This window comes from Actinoplanes palleronii, assembly GCF_016862315.1.
Taxonomy (GTDB): domain Bacteria; phylum Actinomycetota; class Actinomycetes; order Mycobacteriales; family Micromonosporaceae; genus Actinoplanes; species Actinoplanes palleronii.
The window spans coordinates 274,272-294,067 of sequence record NZ_BOMS01000014.1 but is presented as its reverse complement, the minus strand read 5'-3'; the positions used below and the strand labels follow the sequence as shown (position 1 = coordinate 294,067).

21 protein-coding genes are annotated in these 19,796 nt (G+C 71.8%); 7 read left to right on the top strand and 14 right to left on the bottom strand.

Annotation, left to right across the window (positions count from 1 at the left end):
- Positions 1–10 precede the first annotated feature (10 nt).
- The 3 genes from Apa02nite_RS05135 to Apa02nite_RS05125 all read right to left on the bottom strand — a co-directional run bounded on the left by Apa02nite_RS05135 (position 11) and on the right by Apa02nite_RS05125 (position 3,055).
- Complete coding sequence (locus Apa02nite_RS05135) at positions 11–1,039, bottom strand: 6-phosphofructokinase (protein ID WP_067704615.1); 1,029 nt, start codon at positions 1,037–1,039, stop codon at positions 11–13.
- Between the two features lie 154 nt (positions 1,040–1,193).
- Positions 1,194–1,505, bottom strand: a complete 312-nt coding sequence (locus tag Apa02nite_RS05130; protein ID WP_203824039.1) for an ROK family protein — start codon at positions 1,503–1,505, stop codon at positions 1,194–1,196.
- A 50-nt stretch (positions 1,506–1,555) separates the two neighbouring features.
- Entirely contained in the window at positions 1,556–3,055 is a 1,500-nt protein-coding gene (locus tag Apa02nite_RS05125; RefSeq protein WP_067704945.1) for a DHA2 family efflux MFS transporter permease subunit, read from the bottom strand.
- A 95-nt stretch (positions 3,056–3,150) separates the two neighbouring features.
- Between Apa02nite_RS05125 and Apa02nite_RS05120 the strand changes: the two genes are divergently transcribed.
- Positions 3,151–3,819, top strand: coding sequence for a TetR/AcrR family transcriptional regulator (locus Apa02nite_RS05120; protein WP_067704622.1), 669 nt, complete (start codon positions 3,151–3,153; stop codon positions 3,817–3,819).
- Here Apa02nite_RS05120 and Apa02nite_RS05115 read toward each other — a convergent pair.
- Both Apa02nite_RS05115 and Apa02nite_RS05110 read right to left on the bottom strand, forming a co-directional pair.
- Positions 3,816–4,316 carry a polyadenylate-specific 3'-exoribonuclease AS gene (locus Apa02nite_RS05115; protein ID WP_203824038.1) on the bottom strand — a complete coding sequence of 167 codons (501 nt, stop codon included), beginning with the start codon at positions 4,314–4,316 and terminating at the stop codon, positions 3,816–3,818. The two genes, Apa02nite_RS05120 and Apa02nite_RS05115, sit on opposite strands and share 4 nt — an antisense overlap.
- Before the next feature lie 63 nt (positions 4,317–4,379).
- A complete protein-coding gene (locus Apa02nite_RS05110; protein WP_203824037.1) occupies positions 4,380–5,234 on the bottom strand; it encodes a phosphotransferase enzyme family protein in 855 nt (284 codons plus the stop codon).
- 248 nt (positions 5,235–5,482) lie between these two features.
- On the opposite strand from Apa02nite_RS05110, the gene Apa02nite_RS05105 reads away from it, so the two are divergent.
- Entirely contained in the window at positions 5,483–6,157 is a 675-nt protein-coding gene (locus Apa02nite_RS05105) for a Crp/Fnr family transcriptional regulator (RefSeq protein WP_373872839.1), read from the top strand.
- Here the strand turns inward: Apa02nite_RS05105 and Apa02nite_RS05100 are convergent.
- Entirely contained in the window at positions 6,154–6,846 is a 693-nt protein-coding gene (locus Apa02nite_RS05100) for a lysophospholipid acyltransferase family protein (protein ID WP_067704634.1), read from the bottom strand. The two genes, Apa02nite_RS05105 and Apa02nite_RS05100, sit on opposite strands and share 4 nt — an antisense overlap.
- Before the next feature lie 143 nt (positions 6,847–6,989).
- Here Apa02nite_RS05100 and Apa02nite_RS05095 point away from each other — a divergent pair, with 143 nt between their 5' ends.
- Both Apa02nite_RS05095 and Apa02nite_RS05090 read left to right on the top strand, forming a co-directional pair.
- Positions 6,990–7,790 (top strand): DUF308 domain-containing protein, encoded by an 801-nt coding sequence (locus Apa02nite_RS05095; RefSeq protein WP_067704637.1) that lies wholly within the window; start codon positions 6,990–6,992, stop codon positions 7,788–7,790.
- 70 nt (positions 7,791–7,860) lie between these two features.
- Entirely contained in the window at positions 7,861–9,279 is a 1,419-nt protein-coding gene (locus Apa02nite_RS05090; RefSeq protein ID WP_203824036.1) for an alpha,alpha-trehalose-phosphate synthase (UDP-forming), read from the top strand.
- Positions 9,280–9,335: 56 nt separating this feature from the next.
- Here Apa02nite_RS05090 and Apa02nite_RS05085 read toward each other — a convergent pair whose 3' ends face one another.
- The 6 genes from Apa02nite_RS05085 to Apa02nite_RS05060 form a co-directional block, all read right to left on the bottom strand.
- A complete protein-coding gene (locus tag Apa02nite_RS05085; protein WP_203824147.1) occupies positions 9,336–10,094 on the bottom strand; it encodes an alpha/beta hydrolase in 759 nt (252 codons plus the stop codon).
- A gap of 61 nt (positions 10,095–10,155) precedes the next feature.
- The gene (locus Apa02nite_RS05080) at positions 10,156–11,499 is read right to left on the bottom strand and encodes a flavin-containing monooxygenase (RefSeq protein ID WP_203824035.1); all 1,344 of its coding nucleotides are present in this window, start codon (positions 11,497–11,499) and stop codon (positions 10,156–10,158) included.
- Between the two features lie 25 nt (positions 11,500–11,524).
- Complete coding sequence (locus Apa02nite_RS05075; protein WP_203824034.1) at positions 11,525–12,202, bottom strand: endonuclease/exonuclease/phosphatase family protein; 678 nt, start codon at positions 12,200–12,202, stop codon at positions 11,525–11,527.
- A gap of 14 nt (positions 12,203–12,216) precedes the next feature.
- Complete coding sequence (locus Apa02nite_RS05070) at positions 12,217–13,167, bottom strand: ROK family glucokinase (protein WP_067704650.1); 951 nt, start codon at positions 13,165–13,167, stop codon at positions 12,217–12,219.
- 26 nt (positions 13,168–13,193) lie between these two features.
- Positions 13,194–14,429 carry a hypothetical protein gene (locus Apa02nite_RS05065; protein ID WP_203824033.1) on the bottom strand — a complete coding sequence of 412 codons (1,236 nt, stop codon included), beginning with the start codon at positions 14,427–14,429 and terminating at the stop codon, positions 13,194–13,196.
- A 215-nt stretch (positions 14,430–14,644) separates the two neighbouring features.
- A complete protein-coding gene (locus Apa02nite_RS05060; RefSeq protein ID WP_067704655.1) occupies positions 14,645–15,097 on the bottom strand; it encodes an SRPBCC family protein in 453 nt (150 codons plus the stop codon).
- Positions 15,098–15,188: 91 nt separating this feature from the next.
- Between Apa02nite_RS05060 and Apa02nite_RS05055 the strand changes: the two genes are divergently transcribed.
- Both Apa02nite_RS05055 and Apa02nite_RS05050 read left to right on the top strand, forming a co-directional pair.
- Positions 15,189–16,868 carry a GAF domain-containing sensor histidine kinase gene (locus Apa02nite_RS05055; protein WP_373872830.1) on the top strand — a complete coding sequence of 560 codons (1,680 nt, stop codon included), beginning with the start codon at positions 15,189–15,191 and terminating at the stop codon, positions 16,866–16,868.
- A 7-nt stretch (positions 16,869–16,875) separates the two neighbouring features.
- On the top strand, positions 16,876–17,544 hold the full coding sequence (locus Apa02nite_RS05050) for a response regulator transcription factor (protein WP_014688640.1): 669 nt from the start codon (positions 16,876–16,878) through the stop codon (positions 17,542–17,544).
- Here the strand turns inward: Apa02nite_RS05050 and Apa02nite_RS05045 are convergent.
- Positions 17,541–17,972, bottom strand: a complete 432-nt coding sequence (locus Apa02nite_RS05045) for a DUF4395 domain-containing protein (protein ID WP_203824031.1) — start codon at positions 17,970–17,972, stop codon at positions 17,541–17,543. The two genes, Apa02nite_RS05050 and Apa02nite_RS05045, sit on opposite strands and share 4 nt — an antisense overlap.
- 8 nt (positions 17,973–17,980) lie before the next feature.
- Positions 17,981–18,496: a MarR family winged helix-turn-helix transcriptional regulator gene (locus Apa02nite_RS05040; protein WP_239164130.1), complete on the bottom strand. Its 516-nt coding sequence runs from the start codon at positions 18,494–18,496 to the stop codon at positions 17,981–17,983.
- A 68-nt stretch (positions 18,497–18,564) separates the two neighbouring features.
- Between Apa02nite_RS05040 and Apa02nite_RS05035 the strand changes: the two genes are divergently transcribed.
- The gene (locus Apa02nite_RS05035; protein WP_203824030.1) at positions 18,565–19,776 is read left to right on the top strand and encodes an MFS transporter; all 1,212 of its coding nucleotides are present in this window, start codon (positions 18,565–18,567) and stop codon (positions 19,774–19,776) included.
- Positions 19,777–19,796: the final 20 nt, after the last annotated feature.

Here is a 19,796-nt window from a genome sequence, read left to right as displayed (position 1 = left end):
CACAGCACGATCAGTTGCCGAAGAAGACCTCGGCCTCTTGGTACCGCTCCAGCGGAACGGTCTTGAGCTCGCCGGTGCCGTCGATCAGCGGGACTCGGACGATGTCGGTGCCGCGCAGCGCCATCATCTTGCCGAAGTCGCCCTCGTGCACCGCGTCGATCGCCTGCAGGCCGAAGCGGGTGGAGAGCACCCGGTCGAACGCGGTCGGGGTGCCACCGCGCTGGATGTGACCGAGGACGACCGTGCGGGCCTCCTTGCCGGTCTTCTCCTCCAACTGCTGCGCCAGCCACTGGCCGATGCCGCCGAGGCGGACGTGGCCGAAGCTGTCGAGCTCCTGGTTGTGCGTGACCATCTGGCCGTCCAGCGGCTGGGCGCCCTCGGCGACCACGACGATCGGCGCGTACTCGACCTGGAAGCGCTTGGTCACGTACGTCGCGACCTGGTCGACGTCGAACTTGCGCTCCGGCAGGAGGATCACGTTCGCGCCACCGGCGAGGCCGGCGTGCAGCGCGATCCAGCCGGCGTGCCGGCCCATGACCTCGACGACCAGGGTGCGGTGGTGCGACTCGGCGGTGGTGTGCAGCCGGTCGATGGCCTCCATCGCGATGTTCACCGCGGTGTCGAAACCGAAGGTGAAGTCGGTCGCGTTGAGGTCGTTGTCGATCGTCTTCGGCACGCCGACGACGTTCACGCCGAGGTCGTTCAGCTTGGTCGCGACGCCGAGGGTGTCCTCGCCGCCGATCGCGACCAGAGCGTCGACGCCCTGCTCGGCCAGGTTGGCCTTGATCCGCTCGACGCCACCCTCGATCTTGAAGGGGTTGGTGCGGGAGGAGCCCAGGATCGTGCCGCCGCGCGGCAGGATGCCACGGACCTCCGCGATGCCCAGCGGCTTCGTCAGACCCTCCAGCGGGCCCTTCCAGCCGTCGCGGAACCCGACGAACTCGTGGCCGTAAGCGGTGACGCCCTTGCGGACAACGGCCCGGATGACCGCGTTGAGACCGGGGCAGTCGCCGCCGCCGGTGAGCACGCCGATACGCATGTTTCTCCTCGTCCTTCCCCTGAACGGGTAGCGAGATGCAGATAGCTCGAAGAATCCCCGGGAACGTCCTCATCGGCAGCGTTGCCGGCCCGGGGAGAGCCGCAGGCCGAACTCTAGTCTCCGTCCCCGGGGCTGCTGAAAGCGCCCCTTCCGGTCAAAGGAACGACTCGACCGCCCCGAGCGCTTCGGCCTCGGCACCCAGTTGGGCGCGGACCACGGTCAGGCCCGCCGCGGCGCGCGGTGCGCGGTGCCGCTGCAACGCCTCCCGGACGCCGTCGATCACGTACGCCCCGGGCTCGGTGAAGCGCCCGCCGACCACCACCACGGCCGGGTTCAGCACGTCGCAGACCACCGTCACGGTTCGCCCGATCAGGCGACCGGCGTCCAGCAGCGCGCGCTGCGCCGGGCGGTGCCGGGAGACGCGCCGCGGTCCGGAGCGGCAGCGGCCTCGGCGAGGTCCGGACATGGCGAGAGCCAGCCGGACGGACCGGCTGGCTCTCGGCTACAGGAACGGGGTCAGTGGGCCATGGCGGGCGGGGCGTCCGGGTCGACGTCGAGCGGGCCGGTGCGGAACAGGACCGCGGCGACGACGGCGGCCAGCAGGAAGAAGCCGGTCGACCACCAGAAGACGGTGTGATAGCTGGCCAGCTGGGCCTGGGCGACGACCTGCGCGGTGGGCTCCTTGCCGACCAGGTAGTCGCTGGCCGCGGTGGCGGCGAACGAGCTGAGCAGGGCCGTGCCGATCGAGCCGCCGATCTGCTGGACCGTGTTGATCATTGCGGAGGCGACACCCGCGTCGTGGTGCTCGACGCCCGAGGTGGCGGCGTTCTGGGTCGGCGCGAAGACCAGGCCGAGGCCGAGGCCGACAATGATCAGACCGGGCAGGACGCCGGAGGCGTAGCTGGAGTCGAGCTGCAGGCGGGTCAGGAAGAGCATGCCGCCGGCCGCGATCAGCGCGCCGAGCGGGACCAGCGGACGCGGGCCGATCTTCGGGGTCAGCATCGAGCCGGCCGTGGTGGCGGTGAGCATGACCGAACCGAGCATCGGCAGGAAGGCCAGACCGGTCTTGACCGGGGTGAAGTGCAGCACCGCGGTCAGGAAGTAGGTCAGGAAGAGGAAGAGGCCGAACATGCCGGCGCCGGCGATCGCGATCGAGGCGTACGAGCCACCCCGGTTGCGGTCCAGGACCACGCGCAGCGGCAGCAGCGGGTTGTCCACCCGGCGCTCGATCAGCACGAACGCGACGAGCGAGACCACGCCGACGGCGATCGGGCCGAGGGTCCAGCCCGCGGTCCAGCCGTCGGTCTCCGCCTTGCCGAGGCCGTAGACCAGGCCGACCAGACCGATGACGGCGGCGATGGTGCCCGGCACGTCGATCTTGCCGTGCGCACCGACCGGCTCGTCCTTCAGCTTGAACATCGCGCCGACCACGGCCAGCGCGGCGATCACCAGGTTGACGTAGAGGCACCAGCGCCACGACGCGTACTCGGTGAGCACGCCGCCGAGCAGCAGGCCGATGCCACCGCCGGCACCGGAGATGGCGCCGAAGATGCCGAACGCCTTGCCGCGCTCAGCGGGCTGGGTGAACGTCGTGGAGAGCAGCGAGAGGGCCGCCGGGGCGAGCGCCGCGCCGAAGGCACCCTGCAGCGCACGGGCGACGATCAGCATCTCCAGGCCGTTGGCCGCGCCGCCGAGCGCCGAGGCCAGGGCGAAGCCGATCAAGCCGATGAGGAACATCCGCTTGCGGCCGAAGAAGTCCGAGAGCCGGCCGCCGAGCAGCAGCAGGCTGCCGAAGGCGAGGGCGTAACCGGTGACCACCCACTGGCGGCTGGCGTCCGAGAAGCCGAGGTCGGCCTGCGCGGTGGGCAGTGCGATGTTCACGATCGTGGCGTCCAGCACCACCATCAGCTGGGCCATCGCGAGCACTACCAGCGCCCACCAGCGGCCGTCGGATGGCGGGGAGACGACGGGCGCCTCACGTCCGGCACCGCGGGGTCGATCAGTAAGGGTGCTCATCATGGCCTTTCGAGAAGTTGAGGTACAGCCTCCACTTCGGCAGGCTAGCAGGGGAAGTTGAGGAACTACCTCCACTTTCTTGTACCCTTGGCCACATGACCGAGACCACCGCCCGTCCCCTGCGCCGTGACGCCCAGCGCAACCGGGAGCGGATCCTGGCCGCCGCGGGTGACGTCTTCGCCGCCCGCGGGTTCGCCGCCACGCTCGACGACGTGGCGCATCACGCGGGGGTCGGCGTCGGCACCGTCTACCGGCGTTTCCCCACCAAGGAGGCGCTGATCGAGGCGCTCTTCGCGGATCGGCTGGAGGACCTGGTGTCCCTCGCCGAGGACGCCGCGGCGCTCCCGTCCGGTTGGGACGGGCTCACCATGATGCTGCGGCGCTCGGTCGAGATGCACGCGGTCGACCGCGGGCTGCGCGACGCCGCGCTCTGCGTGGGTGTCGAGAAACACCACTTCGCCAAGGTCGGCGAGCAGCTGGTGCCCCTGCTGCAGGAGTTGATCGACCGGGCGCACGCCGAGGGCATGTTGCGCGCCGACATCGGGATGCACGACTTCCCGGTGATCATGGCGTCGGTCACCGACCTGGCCCGGCACACCGGCGGCGACCGGCCGGCCGTCTACCGGCGGTTCCTGGAGCTGATCATCGACGGCATGCGGGCCGACCCGGCCAACGGCGATCTCGGCCCGTCACTGACCCAGGCCGACGTCGAGGCGATCGTGCACGACTGCGTGCCCCCGTTCGAGGGCCGCAAGCGAAACTAGGACTTCTCCGAGGTCATCGTGTTCCACCGCGCCAGGTTGTGGCGCGCGTCGACGAGCGCGTCGTGGCGGCCGCTCATCTCCGGCAGCGGCGGGCGCCCCTGGTCGTCCCAGCGCTGCCGCAGGTCCTTGGTGAACCGCGGGATCTCCCGGGGCAGGGCCGGCATGGCGCCCCAGAGCTGGGCGAGCGCCACGTGGTCGTACGCGGCGTACCAGGCCCAGAGCTCCATCTGCTCGCTGCGCCCGCGCAGCGGCTCCATCAGGAACTCGTAGAGGTCGGTGCGGATCCGCTCCCGGCTGCGCCAGGACTTGTCGGCCGGCGAGGGGAGTTTGTCCAGGACGTTGCGGCGCACCCAGGGCACGGCGCGGCTGTCGTCGAACTCGGTGCTGACCGCGTAGAACTCGCGGCCGAACTCGTCGACGACACCGATCGAGACCAGGTCGACGATCCGACCGTCCTCGATGAATTCGCAGTCATAAAAATACCGGTAAACCCCCATCCGACCTCCCCACCCACCACCCATAGACCGGACTGAAGACTCTCCTTACATTTTCACTCATCGTCACCCGGGCATGGACTCCAGGGCCTGCCTCGCCATCACCAGGCCCTCCGCGCAGCCCCAACGCGCCGATCGCTCGGCCAGCACGGCCCAGCGCAGGCGCAGCAGGACCGGCAGCGCGACCTCCAGTTCATCGGGCGCGACCGGGCCGGCCGAGCGGTACCCGTCGAGCATCTCGGCCGCGTGCTCCGGGCCGCCCACGTAGATGATCGCGGCGGCCACGTCGTACACCAGGGGGCCGGTGCCGCAGGCGCCGCAGTGCATCAGGCCGGCACGGCCGGTCGCTACGTCCAGCACGAACGCCTCGGGCGCGGGATCACCGTGCAGGACGCCGTAGGTCAGCCGGTCGGTGACGGTGAGCCGGATCGCCGCGGCAACCGCGGCGGCGACCGCACCGCGGAGCCAGGGCTCCGCATCAAGATGCTGGGCGTCCAGATCGATCGGCTGCCACGGTCGCAGGCCCGGATGCCGAAAACCTTCAAGAGCCCGGTGTACGGCGCCCAGCCGCTCGCCCCACCACTGCTGGTCGACCGGGTCCGCGCCGTCCAGGTGACGCCCGGGCGGCCGCCGCAGCACAGCGAGCGCGCCGTGCGGCGTCTCCACGGTGAGCGCACCGGCCAGGGTGCGGACCGGTTCACCCGCCTCGATCCGCACGCCGCGCAGATGCTCGGCGGCGGCCAGCCCGGCCTCGACCGGCAGCCTCGCGGTGGCCTCGGCCAAGCGGGCCACGTAGCGGTCGCGCCCCGCGGTGATCTCCCAGCCGCGTGACATCAACGCCATCGGCAGCTCGATCATCTCGAAGGTCGCGAGGTGCCACTGGTCGCGCAGCACAGTTCGCACAATGTCGTCTTCCGGCACCGCGGGATTATCTCGGCACACCACTCAAATCCGACGGACACCCTGGGCGACAATCACAGAAGGCGATGGGGTGTTTACAGATAGCAACCGAAGGGACATGATCGTACGGGGCAAGCTTCGATGTCTGTAGTAGAAATGGCGCTCGGAGCCTGCTTCATGCTATTAGTGATCGTTCGCGTCGTGGGGCCGGCGCCGGCCGGGTCGACGTGGGTCCCCATCGGGGGAGGGATAACGCCGTGGACCATCGCATGCCGGATTCCGGCGACGCGCTAACCGGCGTGGAGATGTTCGCCGGGCTCGAGCCGGATGTGCGGCAGCGGGTCATCGCCACGGCGGTTCCGCGTCACTACCGCAAGGGACAGATCCTCTTCGTCGAGCACGACCCAGGGGATTCGCTGATCATCATGAAACGTGGCGCGGTCGCGGTCTTCCGCACCGCGCCGACCGGGGAGCGCGCCGTGCTCACCGTGGTCCGTCCGCCCGACGTGCTGGGCGAGGTGTCCCTGTTGGACGCGTCGACCCGTAGCGCCTCGGCCGAGGCCATCGAGGACTCACAGGCGCTCTCACTGTCCCGGGCGGCCTTCATGGACCTGGTGCACTCGAACCCGCGCATCCTGGACGCGGTGATGCGCTCGGTGGGCGGGCTGATCCGCCGCCTCACCGAGCAGAACGCCGATCACGTCTTCCTCGACCTGCCCGGGCGGGTGGCCAAGACGCTGGTCCGGCTCTCCGGGGAGAGCCAGGCCCCGATGATCACCATCGAGCTGAACCAGAGCCAGCTGGCCGAGATGGCCGGCGGCTCGCGGCAGAGCGTCAACCAGGCGATCGGCTCGTTCGCCAACCGGGGCTGGCTGCGCACCGAGGGCCGGCGCATCGTCGTGACCGATGTGCAGGCCCTGCGTCGCCGGGCGGGGATGAGCTAGGCGGCCTGCGCCACGGGTGCGGGCTCCTTGAGCTTCGCGGCGTAGACGTCGACGTACTCGCGGCCGGACAGGGCCATCAGCTCGAACATCACCTCGTCGGTGATGGCCCGCTCGACGAACCGGTCGCCGCGTGAGCCGGCGTACCGGGAGAAGTCGAGCGGCTTGCCGATCCGCATCCGGACCCGCTTGACCGTCGGGATCAGCGTGCCGGTCGGCTGGATCTCGTCGGTGTTCAGCAGCGCCACCGGCACCACCACCGCGCCGCTCTCCATGGCCAGCCGGGCCACCCCGGTCTTGCCGCGGTACAGCCGGCCGTCAGGCGAGCGGGTGCCCTCCGGGTAGATCCCGGCGACGTTCCCCTCCTTCAGCACGCGCAGCAGGGTGTCCAGGGCCGCTTGGGCGGCCTCCCCGCCCGAACGGTCCACCGGGATCGTCCCGGCGCCGACGAAGAACATCCGGGAGAGCCAGCCCTTGATCCCCTTGCCGGTGAAGTATTCGGCTTTGGCGACGAAGGTCACTTTCCGATTCATCACCAATGGGGTGAAGATCGAGTCGGAGAAGGAGAGATGGTTGCAGGCCAGGATCACCGGGCCGGAACGCGGAACATTCTCCAGCCCCTCGACCTTGGGACGGAAGAAGAGCTTCAGCACGGGTCCGAGAACCACCAACTTGAGCAGCCAGTAGAACACTGCGGTCCTTTCAGCGGAGGCCACCGGCGTCCCGGGGCGAACAGAAGCGTACGAAGCGCGGGCGGCACGCCACAACGCACTCCCGCAACAGGCGTCTGCCGTGTCACCATTCAAGGCACGGTCGGCAAGGGGGGTGTGCATCGGTGACAACGGGCGGCGCTCGTCGCGGGCGACGGGACAACGGGCTCGACGCGACTGACTACGCGGTCGCGGGCGATGTCGATCCACGGGTCGGTGAGCACCTGCTCGACGTGCTGGCGGGCGACAACATCGCGGCCTACCTGCAACCCACCGCGGATCTGAACCCGATCCTGCGGGCGACCACCCTGCCCGCGCGGCCGATCGACCGGCTCTTCGTGGACCGGGCGCACCTCGAGGCCGCGCGCGAGCACCTGCAGCAGGTCACCGGCGGCGCGCCACCGACACCGGTCACCGAGGCCGCACCGCCGGCCCGGGAGCAGGCCGAGGTGGACGCCGAGTGGGAAAAGATCATCGCGGGCTTCCACACCGCCGTCGAGACCGAGTCGGCACCCTGGCCGGTCGCCGAGGGCACCACCTCGGACACCGAGCGGCGGGAGAGCGGCCGCCCGGTCGGCGAGGACGGCCGCCCGCTGAACCGGCGGCGCACCGACCCGCCCTCGATCCATCCGGTGATCGATCCGTTCGACTTCCCGGGCAGCGCGGCCGAGGACGACGAGGAAGAGGAGCGGTACGTCCCGCCGCCTCCCCCGCCGCTGCCGCACATCTCGAAGTATGCGATCACCGGCATCCTGGGTGTGCTCGTCGGCTTCGTGCTCTTCCTCGTCCCGACCCTGATCCCGATCGACAGCTTCTTCGTGATGCTGTTCGGGTTCGCGGCGATCGTCGGCGGCGCGGCCACCCTGGTGTGGCGGCTGCGCTCGGGCGACGAGGACGACGACTACGACGACGGCGCTGTGGTCTGAATCGGTCACATCGACCGCGGCAAGCGTGACGCATCGACAAACGTAGGTACCTGCCCGGTAACCTACGGTGATGCGCCCGAGTTCTCTCGTCGTCGTCGCCAACCGCCTTCCCCTGGATGACAACATCGCTCCGGACGGCGCCTGTGAGTGGCGCCGCAGCCCGGGCGGGCTGGCCAGCGCCCTGCACGCGATCCTCCAGCAGACCCCGGCCACCTGGGTCGGCTGGAGCGGCGCGATCGGCCCGTCACCGAAACTGCCCAGCATCGGCAGCCTGCGGCTCCGGCCGGTCGCGCTGACCGAGCAGGAGCAGAGCGGCTACTACGAGGGGTTCGCCAACTCCACGCTCTGGCCGCTCTACCACGACGCGGTGCAGCAGCCGGTCTTCCAGCGGGAGTGGTGGGAGACGTATCGGGCGGTCAACCAGCGGTTCGCCGAGGCGGCCGCCGAGGTGGCCGGCCGGCACGCCGCGGTCTGGGTGCAGGACTACCACCTGCAGCTGGTGCCGCAGATGCTCCGGGAGCTGCGACCCGACCTGCTGATCGGCTTCTTCATGCACGTGCCGTTCCCGCCGCCCGAGCTGTTCATGCAGCTCCCCCGCCGGATCGAGCTGCTGGTCGGGATGCTCGGGGCAGACCTCGTCGGCTTCCAGCGCGAACAGGCCGGGCACAACCTGGCCCAGCTGGCGCAGAAGCTGCTCGGCGCGGAGGCCACCGACGACGCGATCACGGTGGGTGGGCGGACGGTGCGTACCGGGGCGTTCCCGGTCTCCATCGACGTCGCCGAGATGCGCGCGCTGGCCGCCCGGCCGGACGTGGTCGGCCAGGCCCGGCAGCTGCGGCACGACCTGGGCGAGTCGAAACGGATCCTGCTCAGCGTCGACCGGCTGGACTACACCAAGGGCATCGAGCACCGGCTGACGGCGTACCGGGAGTTGCTGCGGGACGGGCACGTGAAGGTGCGCGACACCGTGCTGGTGCAGGTCGCGGTGCCCAGCCGGGAGGGCGTGGACAGCTACCGGGACCTGCGCGACCGGATCGAGGGCGAGGTCGGCCGGATCAACGGCGAGTACGGCCGGGTCGGCGAGCCCGCCATCCACTACCTGAACCAACGCTTCGACCGGGCCCTGCTGGCCGCGCTCTACCAGGTCGCGGACGTGATGGTGGTGACGCCGCTGCGGGACGGGATGAACCTGGTCGCCAAGGAGTTCGTGGCGGCCAGGGAGGACGAGTCCGGCGCGCTGGTGCTCAGCGAGTTCGCCGGGGCCGCCGCCGAGCTCTCCGCGGCGTTCCTGGTCAACCCGCACGACCTGGACGATCTGAAGCAGACCCTGCTGCGGGCCATGGAGGCGGATCCGGCCGACCTGTCCGCCCGGATGCGGGCGATGCGCGCGCACCTGGCCGAACACGACATCATGGCCTGGGCCCGCGCCTACCTGACCGCGCTGGACCACACCGGGCGGCTGGCCCGGCGCCTACCGCGCACCGGGTAGCGGCCCGCCGCCCGCGCCCGGCGGCTGCCGCGCGCCCAGCGGCTGCCCTGCGCGGGTCAGCGGCCTCCCTGCTTGCCGAGCCAGTCCAGGATCGCGTCGATCGGCTCGGCCCAGCTGGACTCCAGCATCAGGTCGTGCGCCATCCCGGGGAACAGCAGCGGGTCGCCGCCGTACGCCGCGGCGGCCCGGTCGAGGGCCTTGCGGGACACCACCCGGTCGTCCGGGCTCCCGGCCACCAGCACCGGGGGCGTGCCGACGGGCCGGGGCGGCACGGCCCGGCCCAGCAGCTCGCGCCGCGGCCGCGGGTCCATCCGGGCGAGGTATTCGCCGGCCTGCTCGGCCGGCAGGCCGGCGCCGAAGAGCTGCCGGGCGGAGAGCTTGAGCCGCCCGCCGACCAGCGCCGGCAGCGTGCCGCCCGGGTTGGCCCGCAGTGCCGAGCCGAGCGCCGACCAGCCGTCCAGCACCGGCGCGACCAGCACCGCCGCCCGGGCCGGATAGCGACCCAGGGCGCGGGCCACCACCAGGGCGCCGACACCGTGCCCGACCAGCACCGCCTGACGCGGCAGCGCCGCCGCGGTCTGCACCACGTCGTGCACCAGGGCGCGCAGGTCGCCGCCGGGGCGCGGGCCGAGCACGTGCGCCGGGAAGCCGCGCCCGGCCGCGTGCGGCAGCCAGTGCTCGGCGAACGCCCAGGCGCCGTGACCGAGACCGGGCACGAACAGCACCGGCGGGCGGCCCTCGTCCGCGTCCGGCAGCAGCGACGCCACCTCGCGCTCGGCCGACCGGACCGGATCGGTCCAGTCCTCGAAGCGCATCAGATCAAAGGCGGTCACTTCGATGGCTCCATCGGGCTCGACAGGCGCAGATCAAAAGCGGTCACTTCGACGGCTCCATCTGGTTCAGCAGGCTCTCCAGCGAGCGCAGGTAGTCGATGTGGTCCACCTCGAACCAGTGCCGCTCGCTCGGCACCACCTGCCGCCGCGACCAGCTGGCGAGCGGGCGGACCGACTCCTTCTGCTGCACCACGGCGGCCCGGGCCGGGTCGGTCCGGCGCAGCCGCAGCCACTGGGCCACCGCCACGCTCTGCCAGTGCGCCAGCGGGAACACCCCGGCGTCCGGCTGCACCAGGCCGATCACGGCCAGCGTCGGGTTCTTCCGGGCGAACGTGTGCAGGTGCAGGTCGGGGCGGCCGTGCTCGTTCACGTCCAGCAGCTCGGGGGCGAGGAACTCGAAGCGCGGGCGATAGCCGGTCGCGGTGATCACCAGGTCCGGCTCGATCCGCTCGCCACCGGCCAGCTCGACTGCGGCGCCGTCGAAGGCGGTCACGTCCGGCACCGGAGTGATCTTGCCGTGGCCCAGGTAGTAGGGAAGCTGGCTGTTCACCACCGGGTGGCTCTCGTACGGCTGGTGGTCCGGCGCGGGCAGCCCGAAGCGGGTCAGGTCACCGGTGGTCAGCCGGACCGTACGACGGTAGAGCCACTGCCGCAGGCGCAACGGCAGCCGCCACTTGAGCAGGGCGTCGTTGACCTGGTCGGCGGGACGGCCCAGGACGTATTTGGGGGCGTACCAGTAGCCGCGCCGGGTCGAGTGCCACACCCGGGTCGCCTGCTGGGCGGCCTCCACCGCGATGTCGCAACCAGTGTTGCCGCCGCCGACCACCAGCACCTTGCGGCCCCGCAGCACGGCCGGGTCCTTGTACGCGTTCGCGTGCATCACCCGGCCCCGGAACTCGCCGGGGATGTCGGGCTTGCGGGGATCCCAGTTGTGCCCGTTCGCGACGATCAGCGCGGCGTACCGCTGGGTGCGTGACGAGCCGCCGCCGGTGGACTGGGTGGTCACCTCCCAGCCGCCGTCGGCGGTCGGGACCGCGGAGACCACCTCCATGCCGAACCAGACGTGCTCGCCCAGCCCGAAGTGCTTGGCGTACCGCTCCAGGTAGGTCAGCACCTGGCTGTGGTGCGGGTAGTCCGGCCAGGTGTCCGGCATCGGGAAGTCGGGGAACTCGGTGTGCTGACGGGACGAGATCAGGTGGGCGCCGGCATAGACCGGGCTGCGGTCGTGACGCCAGTTCCAGGCACCGCCGACCGCGGTCTCCCGCTCGTAGCAGTCCACCTGAAAGCCCAGCTCAAGCAGGTTTTTGACGGCGGTCAAGCCGCTCGCGCCGGCGCCGACGACGCAGACGGCGTCGCGACGGTCGCCCAGGTCCGGGGAGTCGTGCACCCGGCGATCCTGCCAGACGTGAGCCTCAGTCGGAAGGGAGAAGAAGGTCCGCGAGGACCGGTAAATGATCACTCGCGACACGTGCCCGATCAGTCGCGATGATCTCGTATCGCTCGATGTGCACGTCCGGGCTGACGAAAAGCCCGTCGATGCGCTTGCTGGGCGCCGCGGCCGGGAACGTCGGGTCGTCGTCCTTCGAGGTCACCAGTCCGTCCTCGACGGTGCGCCAGGCGCCGCCGCCCGGGCCCTCGTTCAGGTCGGCGGCCGCGATCACCGGACCGGTGATCTTGATCAGCTCGTCCTTCCAGTGCGCGGCCTGGGTCGGCCGCTCCGCCGGGTCGGTGGCCAGGTGCGAGCCGGAGACGGTGAACGACGCGCCGCGCACCCGCCCCTGCGCGAAGAACGCGCCGCGCAGGTGCCGGCCCGGTGTCAGCGGATAGCGCACGCACCAGGTCTCCCCGATCGCCACCCGCAGGCTGACCAGCAGCAGGTTGCCCAGCGCGGGCAGACCGCCGGCGGCCACCACCATGCCGCAGTCGGCGGCCAGCGTCGCGCTCTTCTCCCGCCAGCGGAACCGGCGCGGCGCCTCCTGCACGACGAGGACGTCCGGGGCCAGCTCACGGACCAGGCCGACGAGCGCGGCCCGGTCGTCCTTCATCCCGTGCACGTTCCAGCTGACCACCCGCAGCGGCACGCCGGACATCCCCGCCTCCACGGCTAGGAACGCCGGGCCAGGTCGGCCGCGCCGACCACGCCGGCCACGTTGCCCATCTGAGCGGCGTGCACCTCGGCGACCGGGAACCGGTTGCGCTGAGCGAGCTGGTCGCGGTAGGTCCGTTCGGCCGGGCCCATCAGCAGCGGGCCGGCGTCGACCACGCCGCCGCCGATCACCAGGATCTGCGGGTCGAGGCTCTGCGCGAGGTCGGCCAGGGCCACGCCGAGCCAATACCCGACCTGCGCGAACGCGTCCATCGCCACACCGTCGCCACCCCGGGCCGCCTCGGTGATCTGCCGGCCGCTGATCGCCAGCGCGTCGCCGCCGGCCAGGGCGAGCAGCTTGGCGGCCCGCTCCGGCTCCTGCCGCGCGCCGGCCCGGGCGAACCGGACCAGGGCGTTGCCGCTCGCGTACTGCTCCAGGCAGCCCAGCCGGCCGCAGCCGCACGGGTGCCCGTCCGGCACCGACTGCAGGTGGCCTAGCTCACCGGCGATGCCGTTGGCGCCGTGCCACAGCTTGCCGTTCAGCACGATGCCGCCGCCGATGCCGGTGCCCACGGTGATCATCACCATCGAGTCGTCGGCGTGCTTGGCGACGCCGAACCGGAACTCCGCCCAGGCGGCCACGTTCGCGTCGTTCTCCAGCACGGTCGGCAGGCCGACCGCCTTCGCGACGTAGTCGCGCAGCGGCTCGTCGCGCCAGGCCAGGTTCGGCGCGAACAGCACCGTCGAACCGGCGGCGTCGATCCAGGCCGCGGCGCCGATCCCGATCGCGGTCGCGGTCGGGTACTGCGCCGCCAGCTCGGCGGCCACCTCGACGATCGTGTCCCGGGTGCCGGCCGGGTCCTCCGCCGGCGTCGGCCGGCGGTTCGACGCGAGCACGTTGCCGAGCTCGTCGACCACGCCACCGGCCACCTTGGTGCCGCCGACGTCGATTCCGATGGTCAGCGTCACGCTGCCCGTCCCCTCTGATGCCAGTTTCACACCGCGTCGTCGTCGCGGGCGCCATCGCCCGGCTCGCCATCGCGGCCCATGGGCGCCGAGGCGCCCCACTCATGATCCACGCTACGGGTCGGGGCCGCGCCGTCTGCGGCGGCCTCCGCGGTGGCGGCGGCCCACACATCAGACCCGGATTGTGTACGGACGACAGCCGCCGCGTCCGGTCGGACCCCGGCCGTCGTCCCGCCCTGATCCTCTCCCGCCGCGGCCCCGGACGCCGGTGTCCCACCCAGCACTTCCGGGCGACCCGTGTGCGTCGCCGTCTCAGGCGTGGTGCGCAGCGCGGCGACCCGGCGGGCGTCGGCCACCGCCTTGGCCACGGCCTTCTCGGCGGCCGCGGCGCGGGCCCGGGCGGCCGCGGCCTCGCGGGCGCTGTCCGCCGTGGCGGCCGCCCACGGGTCACGGCTCCGGTCCCCAGCGCGCTCCGCGGCCGGCTGCGAACCCGCGGCCGGCTGCGCGCCGCTCTCCGCCTCGTGCGCGGCGGCCAGCCCCGCGGCGATCTCGGCCGCTTCCGCGGCGGCCACCAGCGCGGCCTCCTCGGCCTCGGCCTTCGCCCGGGCACGGTCCGCCTCGGCCGCACGGGCGCCGGCGGCGGTCGCGGCCGCCCAGGTGTCGGACTCGTCGGCCACCGGCGCGGCCGGGCGCGAACTCGGAGCGCCCGCGCGGGTCGCCGCCGACCAGGCCGCGTCGGGGGCCGGCGCGTGCCTGGTGGCTCCCCCGGCGGGTGATTTCGGGGCGCGCCGCGAGCGCTCCCCCTGGAACGCACCGGCCAGCGACGCCAGACCGCGCAGCACGCCGGCCGCACCGGTCGCGATGTCACCGGCGCCGGTGGCGACCCGGAAGATCGTCTGCGGGCTGGGATCACGGACCGCCGCGATGGCCTGGCACACCGGGCAGCGGCAGCACTCGGCGCTGCCGGTCGACCAGCCCTGACGGCCGTGCGCCCGGCTGCCGGCACTCGACGAGCCCGGCCCGCCGGTGGCCGTGCCTGACCTGCCGGGGCCCGCCGGCCCGGACCCGCCGGCACTCGCCCGGCCGCCGGCCGAGTCGCCGGCTCGCGACGAGCCGGACTCCGGGGACGAATCCGACGGCGCGGGTGACGTGCGCGCACCGGCACTCCACGGGCGCTCGCTGCCACCGCTGTCGCGGGCCGCCTCGGTCAACCGGCTGAAGAACCCGTTGACCGCGTCCCCGATCACCGCGGCCGCGTCGGCCACCGGCGTACCGGAGGCTCCACCCGTACCAGAGGATCCACCCGGACCGGAAGGTCGGCCTGAGCCGGTGGACGAACCGGAAGAATCGCCGGGGTCGCGGCCGCTCGCCGCGGCACCCACGCCGCTCGCCGCCGCCCTGGCGAGGATCGTGGCGACCAGTCGCTCGGCCTCTTCGCGCGCTGACCCGGCCATCCGCTCCCCCTCAACGCCCGCCGCGGTCAGGCCGCGGGCAAGCTCTCCACACGGCGTTTGAGCTCTTTCAACGCCGTGTCCATGATCATTTTTTCGGCTTTGCGGCGGAACATGCCGAGCATCCCGATGGCGAGCTCCACCGCGAGGGTGTAAGTCACGGTAGTGCCGCCGGAGGCATCCGCCACCAGGTCGTAGGACCCTTCCTGGGATTTCTGCGTCTTGGACGGCGCGACCAGGTGCCACTCGATCCGGGAGAGGTCGTCGGCGTACGCATACTCCAACGTGTATTCGTCGGCCATCACGCCCGCGTCGATCCGGAACCGGACCTGAGCGGCGTAGCCGTCCTCATACTCCTCGACGACCGTGACCTGCTTGATCGCGTCGGCCCACTCGGGATAGCTCGGGAAATCACAGATGACCGCGGCCACCCGGGCCAGGGGAGCATGGACCTGGATCGACTGCGACGAGGTGTCCGCCATGCACGGCAGGCTACCCGTTGGGTACGACAAAGCACGCCACCGCCCCGTCGCCGATGGGCCGATGTCCGCCGGTGCCGCTACCATCCGTGACGTGCCAGCCCTAGCCAGCGGATCCATGCGCATTCGTCCGCTCGAAGCCGTGTCGCGCGTGATCATGCTCGCGCTGGTCGCGGTGCTCACCGCGATCGCCACCGGCGGCCCGCAGCAGCTGTACTGGATCGCGTTGCTCGCGGTCGCCGCGCTGCCCGCCTTCGTCGCCCGTAACCACCCGGTCCTGGCCACCACCGGCCGGTTCGCCGAGGTGATCGTCACCGGCCTGGCCGCCGGATCGATCGCCTCCGCGGCCGAGGGTGCGGCCGCCGGGTTCCGTGCCGAGGCGGTGCTGCCGTACCTCGCCGTGCCGCTGCTCACCGCGGCCCTGCGCCGCAAACCGACCGAGGGCGCCGCGCTGCTCGGGGTGGCCGCGGTCGCCCTGGTGGCCGGTGGCGCCCTGGCCGGGCCGAGCACCGTGCTGGGCAACCTGGGTTATCTCGCGGCCGGTGGCCAGTGGCTGGTGCTCGGCGCGATCGTGACGTTCGCCGCCGAGGCGATGCGCCAGTTCCTGCAGCCGGCCGAGCCCACCCCGCAGCCGTACGCCGAGGCCACCCGCCTGCTCACCCAGCTGCGCAGTGTCGCCCGCTCGCTGCCGGGGGCGACCCTGGACCCGGGCGGCATCTCCGAGCACCTGCTCGAGGAGCTGCGCGCGGTCGCGCCCGGCCACCGCGCCGCGGTGTTGTCGGCCAGCGGCGGCGGCCGGCTGGTCGTGCTCGCGCAGACCGGCGCGGAACGTGTCGACTGGGAGACCACGCTCGACGCCGACTCGGCGATCGCCGACTCCTGGGCCACCCAGCAGCCGCACGCGGCCAGCCGCTCGCAGGCCCGCACGCACCGGGGCGGCGAGGTGTCCTCGCTGGTCATCCCGCTGGTCGCCGGAGTACGCACGATCGGCCTGGTGATCCTGGAGACCGACGCCGCCGGGGCCTACCCGCCGGCCGTGGTGCAGAGCGTGACCGAGGTGACCGACCCGGCCGCGCTGCGCCTGGAGGCCGCGCTGCTCTTCGACGACGTCCGCTCGCTGGCCACCAACGAGGAGCGCCAGCGCCTGGCCCGGGAGATCCACGACGGGGTCGCCCAGGAGCTGGTGATGGTCGGGTACGGCATCGACAACGCCCAGGCCACCCTGCCGGAGGGTGCCGAGGAGACGGCCGAGGAGCTGCGTTCGCTGCGCGGCGAGGTGACCCGGGTGATCACCGAGTTGCGGCTGAGCCTGTTCGAGCTGCGCTCGGAGGTGGACCGCAACGGTGGCCTGGCCGCCGCGATCGCGGAGTACGCCCGCACCCTCGGCACCAGCGCCGGTCTGCGGGTGCACTTCACCTTCGACGAGTCGACCGCGCGCCTGCCCGCCGCCACCGAGGCCGAGCTGCTGCGCATCGCCCAGGAGGCGATCACCAACGCGCGCAAGCACGCCGGTGCGTCAAACCTCTGGGTGACCTGTACCGTCGATCCTCCGTACGCGGAGATCGAGGTCTCCGACGACGGCAAGGGTTTCGCCGACAACCGACCCGACGGCCGGTACGGTCTGACCATCATGGCCGAGCGGGCCGAACGCATCCGGGGTCGTCTCAAGATCACTCCAAGACACCCCAGCGGGACAACCGTCGCCGTAGTGCTCGGAACCCCGCCTCGGCGCGATAGCGTGCGGGATAGCGTTTCCGCTCCAGAAGGGGAGTAACCCGAGCATGTCGACCAGTCCTGCGCCGACGACGCGCACCAAGGTCCTCCTTGTCGACGATCACGACCTGATTCGTAAGGGGCTGCGACACGCATTCGAGCGCGACCGGCAGTTCGAGGTCGTCGGCGAAGCGGCGACGGCCGCGGAGGCGGTGCGCCAGGCCGGCGCACTGCAGCCGGACGTCGTGATCATGGACCTGCGCCTGCCCGACGGCAGTGGCCTGGAGGCCACCCGCGCCCTGCGCAAGAACAACGCCAACATGGGCATCGTGGTGCTGACCATGTACGCCGGCGATGACCAACTCTTCGGTGCTCTCGAGGCCGGGGCCAGCGCGTTCGTGCCGAAGACCGCTCCGGCGGACGAGGTCGTGGCGGCTGCCCGGCACGCCGCGTCGGCGCCCAGCGCGTTCACCGCGGCCGACCTCGCCGAGGCGATGAAGCGTCGTCTCGCCCCGTCCGGACCGCAGCTGTCCCCGCGCGAGGGTCAGGTGCTGCGGCTGCTCGCCGACGGCATGAGCGTCGCCGGGATCGCCAAGCAGCTGTTCGTCTCCGAGTCGACGGCGAAGACCCACATCTCGAAGCTCTACGAGAAGCTGGGCGCGGCGAACCGGGCCCAGGCACTCATGACGGCGCTGCGGTTGGGCCTGTTGGAAGCGCCCGACGCCCCGAAGTTCTAGGCGTTCCGGACTGTTTCGGCGTTTCTCCCTGTAAGCCTGCGAATCCCCAGATACGCCTCGCAGCCCAGGCACAGCCCGAAGGCCGCGTTGAGAAACGCGGCGAGCAGCCCGCACGCCGCCGCGACGAGCCCGAGTGTCTCCGCGCCCGCCAGATATCCCCCCGCGGAGACGCTCAGGAACGCGAAGCCGACAAGCTGCGCGAACCGCACCGGCGCGGCAGGCTCCCGTTCCGTGCTTTTTTTCAACCGCGGCAGCACGAGAGCCCGGAAGATCAACGGGTACGGCCCGAGCCGCGGTTTCCACGCGGTGATCGCGAAGACCGCCGCCTGAGCGAGGGCCAGCCAACCCCAGCCGGTGATCAGCACGAGGGCGATGACGATGCTGGTGAGCGCGGCGGCGAACCGCTGGCCGCGTGGGTCCAGTTCCATGAATCCTATTATTCCCCTAAGGAAACTAGGATTTTCCGCAGCATCGTGTTGAGCTGTGTCAACTCCTCCGGCGAGAGCGCCTCGAGCGCCGCCTGATCCCGCGCCATGCCCTCGAAGATGTACCGGTTCCACATCTCCCGGCCCTGCGGCGTGGGCCGGATCAGCACCCGCCGCCGATCCCCGGCGTCGATCGCCCGGGTCACCAGGCCGGCCGTCTCGAGCCGGTCCAGCCGGCTGGTCATCGCCGCCCGGGTCACGTTCGCCGCCTCGGCCAGCTGTGCCGGGGTCGCCTCGGTCGGCCACGGCTGCACCATCAGCACGTGCAGGGTCTTGTAGTCCTGCAAGGTGAAGTCCCCCTCGCCGCGGGCGAACTCCGCGGCGTCGGCGCGCTCGATCCACCGCAGGAGCTGTTTCATCCGCACCAGCGCGCCCTCGACCTCCGGGGCGAACGCCGGCTCGTCCCGCCAGAAGGCCGCCCACCGGGCCACATGCTGATCCACGCCGTCTTGCACGCTGTCTTCCACGCCCCAAAGTCTGGCACGTTTCTGATTATTAGTTGCCTGATAGTTAGACGCTGAATTACTTTCGGGGCATGACACGCGACTTCCGGCTTCTCGCCACCGGGCAGACCCTGTCCTGGCTCGGCAGCGGCTTCCAGACCGTGGCGCTCGCCGTCGCCGTGGTCACGCACGGCGGCGGGGCGAACGATCTCGGCCTGGTGATGGCGTCCTCGGTGCTCACCATGCTGGCCGGCACGCTCTTCGGCGGCGTCTGGGCCGACCGGCTCCAGCCCCGGCTCGTCATGGTTGTCTCCGACCTGGTCCGGCTGCTCGCCACGGCCGGCATCGCGGTGATGTTCGCCGGCGGCGGCTACCACCTGCCGCTGCTCTGCGCGCTCACCGTGGTCTCGGCCGGCGCCGGCGCGTTCTTCACCCCGGCGATGAGCGCGCTCAAACCACTGCTGGTCCCGGCCGCGCACCTGCAGAAGGCCAACGCCACCCTGAGCATGTTGCAGACCGGCTGCGGCATCGTGGGTCCGGCGCTCGGCGGCCTCACCGTCGCCGCCTTCGGCGCTCCGGCCGGCTTCGCGGTCGACGCGGTCAGCTTCCTGTTGTCCGGGGTCGCTGCCGCTTTTCTTCGGGTACGGGCGGAGCGCGGCCCGCGCGAGTCGATGTATCGGGAACTGGCCGCCGGGTGGCAGGAGATCCGCAGCCGGGACTGGCTGATCGGTGGCCTGTTCGGCGCCACCGTCTACCACGTCGCGAACGGCATGATCCTGGTGCTGGTGCCGGTCATCGCGGTGGAACGGCTCGGCGGCGCGCACGCCATCGGCTGGATCTCGGCGACCGAGGGGCTGGGCGGACTGCTCGGCTCGGCCCTGGCCCTGCGTTTCCAGCCCCGATACCTGCTCCGCGCCGGCTGGCTCACCCTGCTGCTGATGCCGCTCTGGGCCCTCGCCTACGTGTGGCCCGGCATGCTGACCGCGGTGCTGCTCGGCGCGGTGGTCGGGTACGCCGGCCTGATGTTCTTCGCCGTGGCCTGGGAGACCGCGATCCAGGACCGGGTGCCGCAGGCGATGCTGGGCCGGGTCTCCTCGTGGGACTACCTGACGTCGTTCCTGGCCATGCCGATCGGCAATGCCCTCGCGGGGCCGCTGGAGGCCCGGTTCGGCCTGGACACGGTGCTGGTGGCATGTGCCGTCGTGCTGTTCGTCTCGAGCGCCTCCCAGCTGCTCATCCCCGGCTCCCGCAACCTCACCCGCTCTCCCGCCCCCACCCCCGCCCCAGCCCCCGCCCTCGTGTGAAGCTCAGCCACGCAGCACCC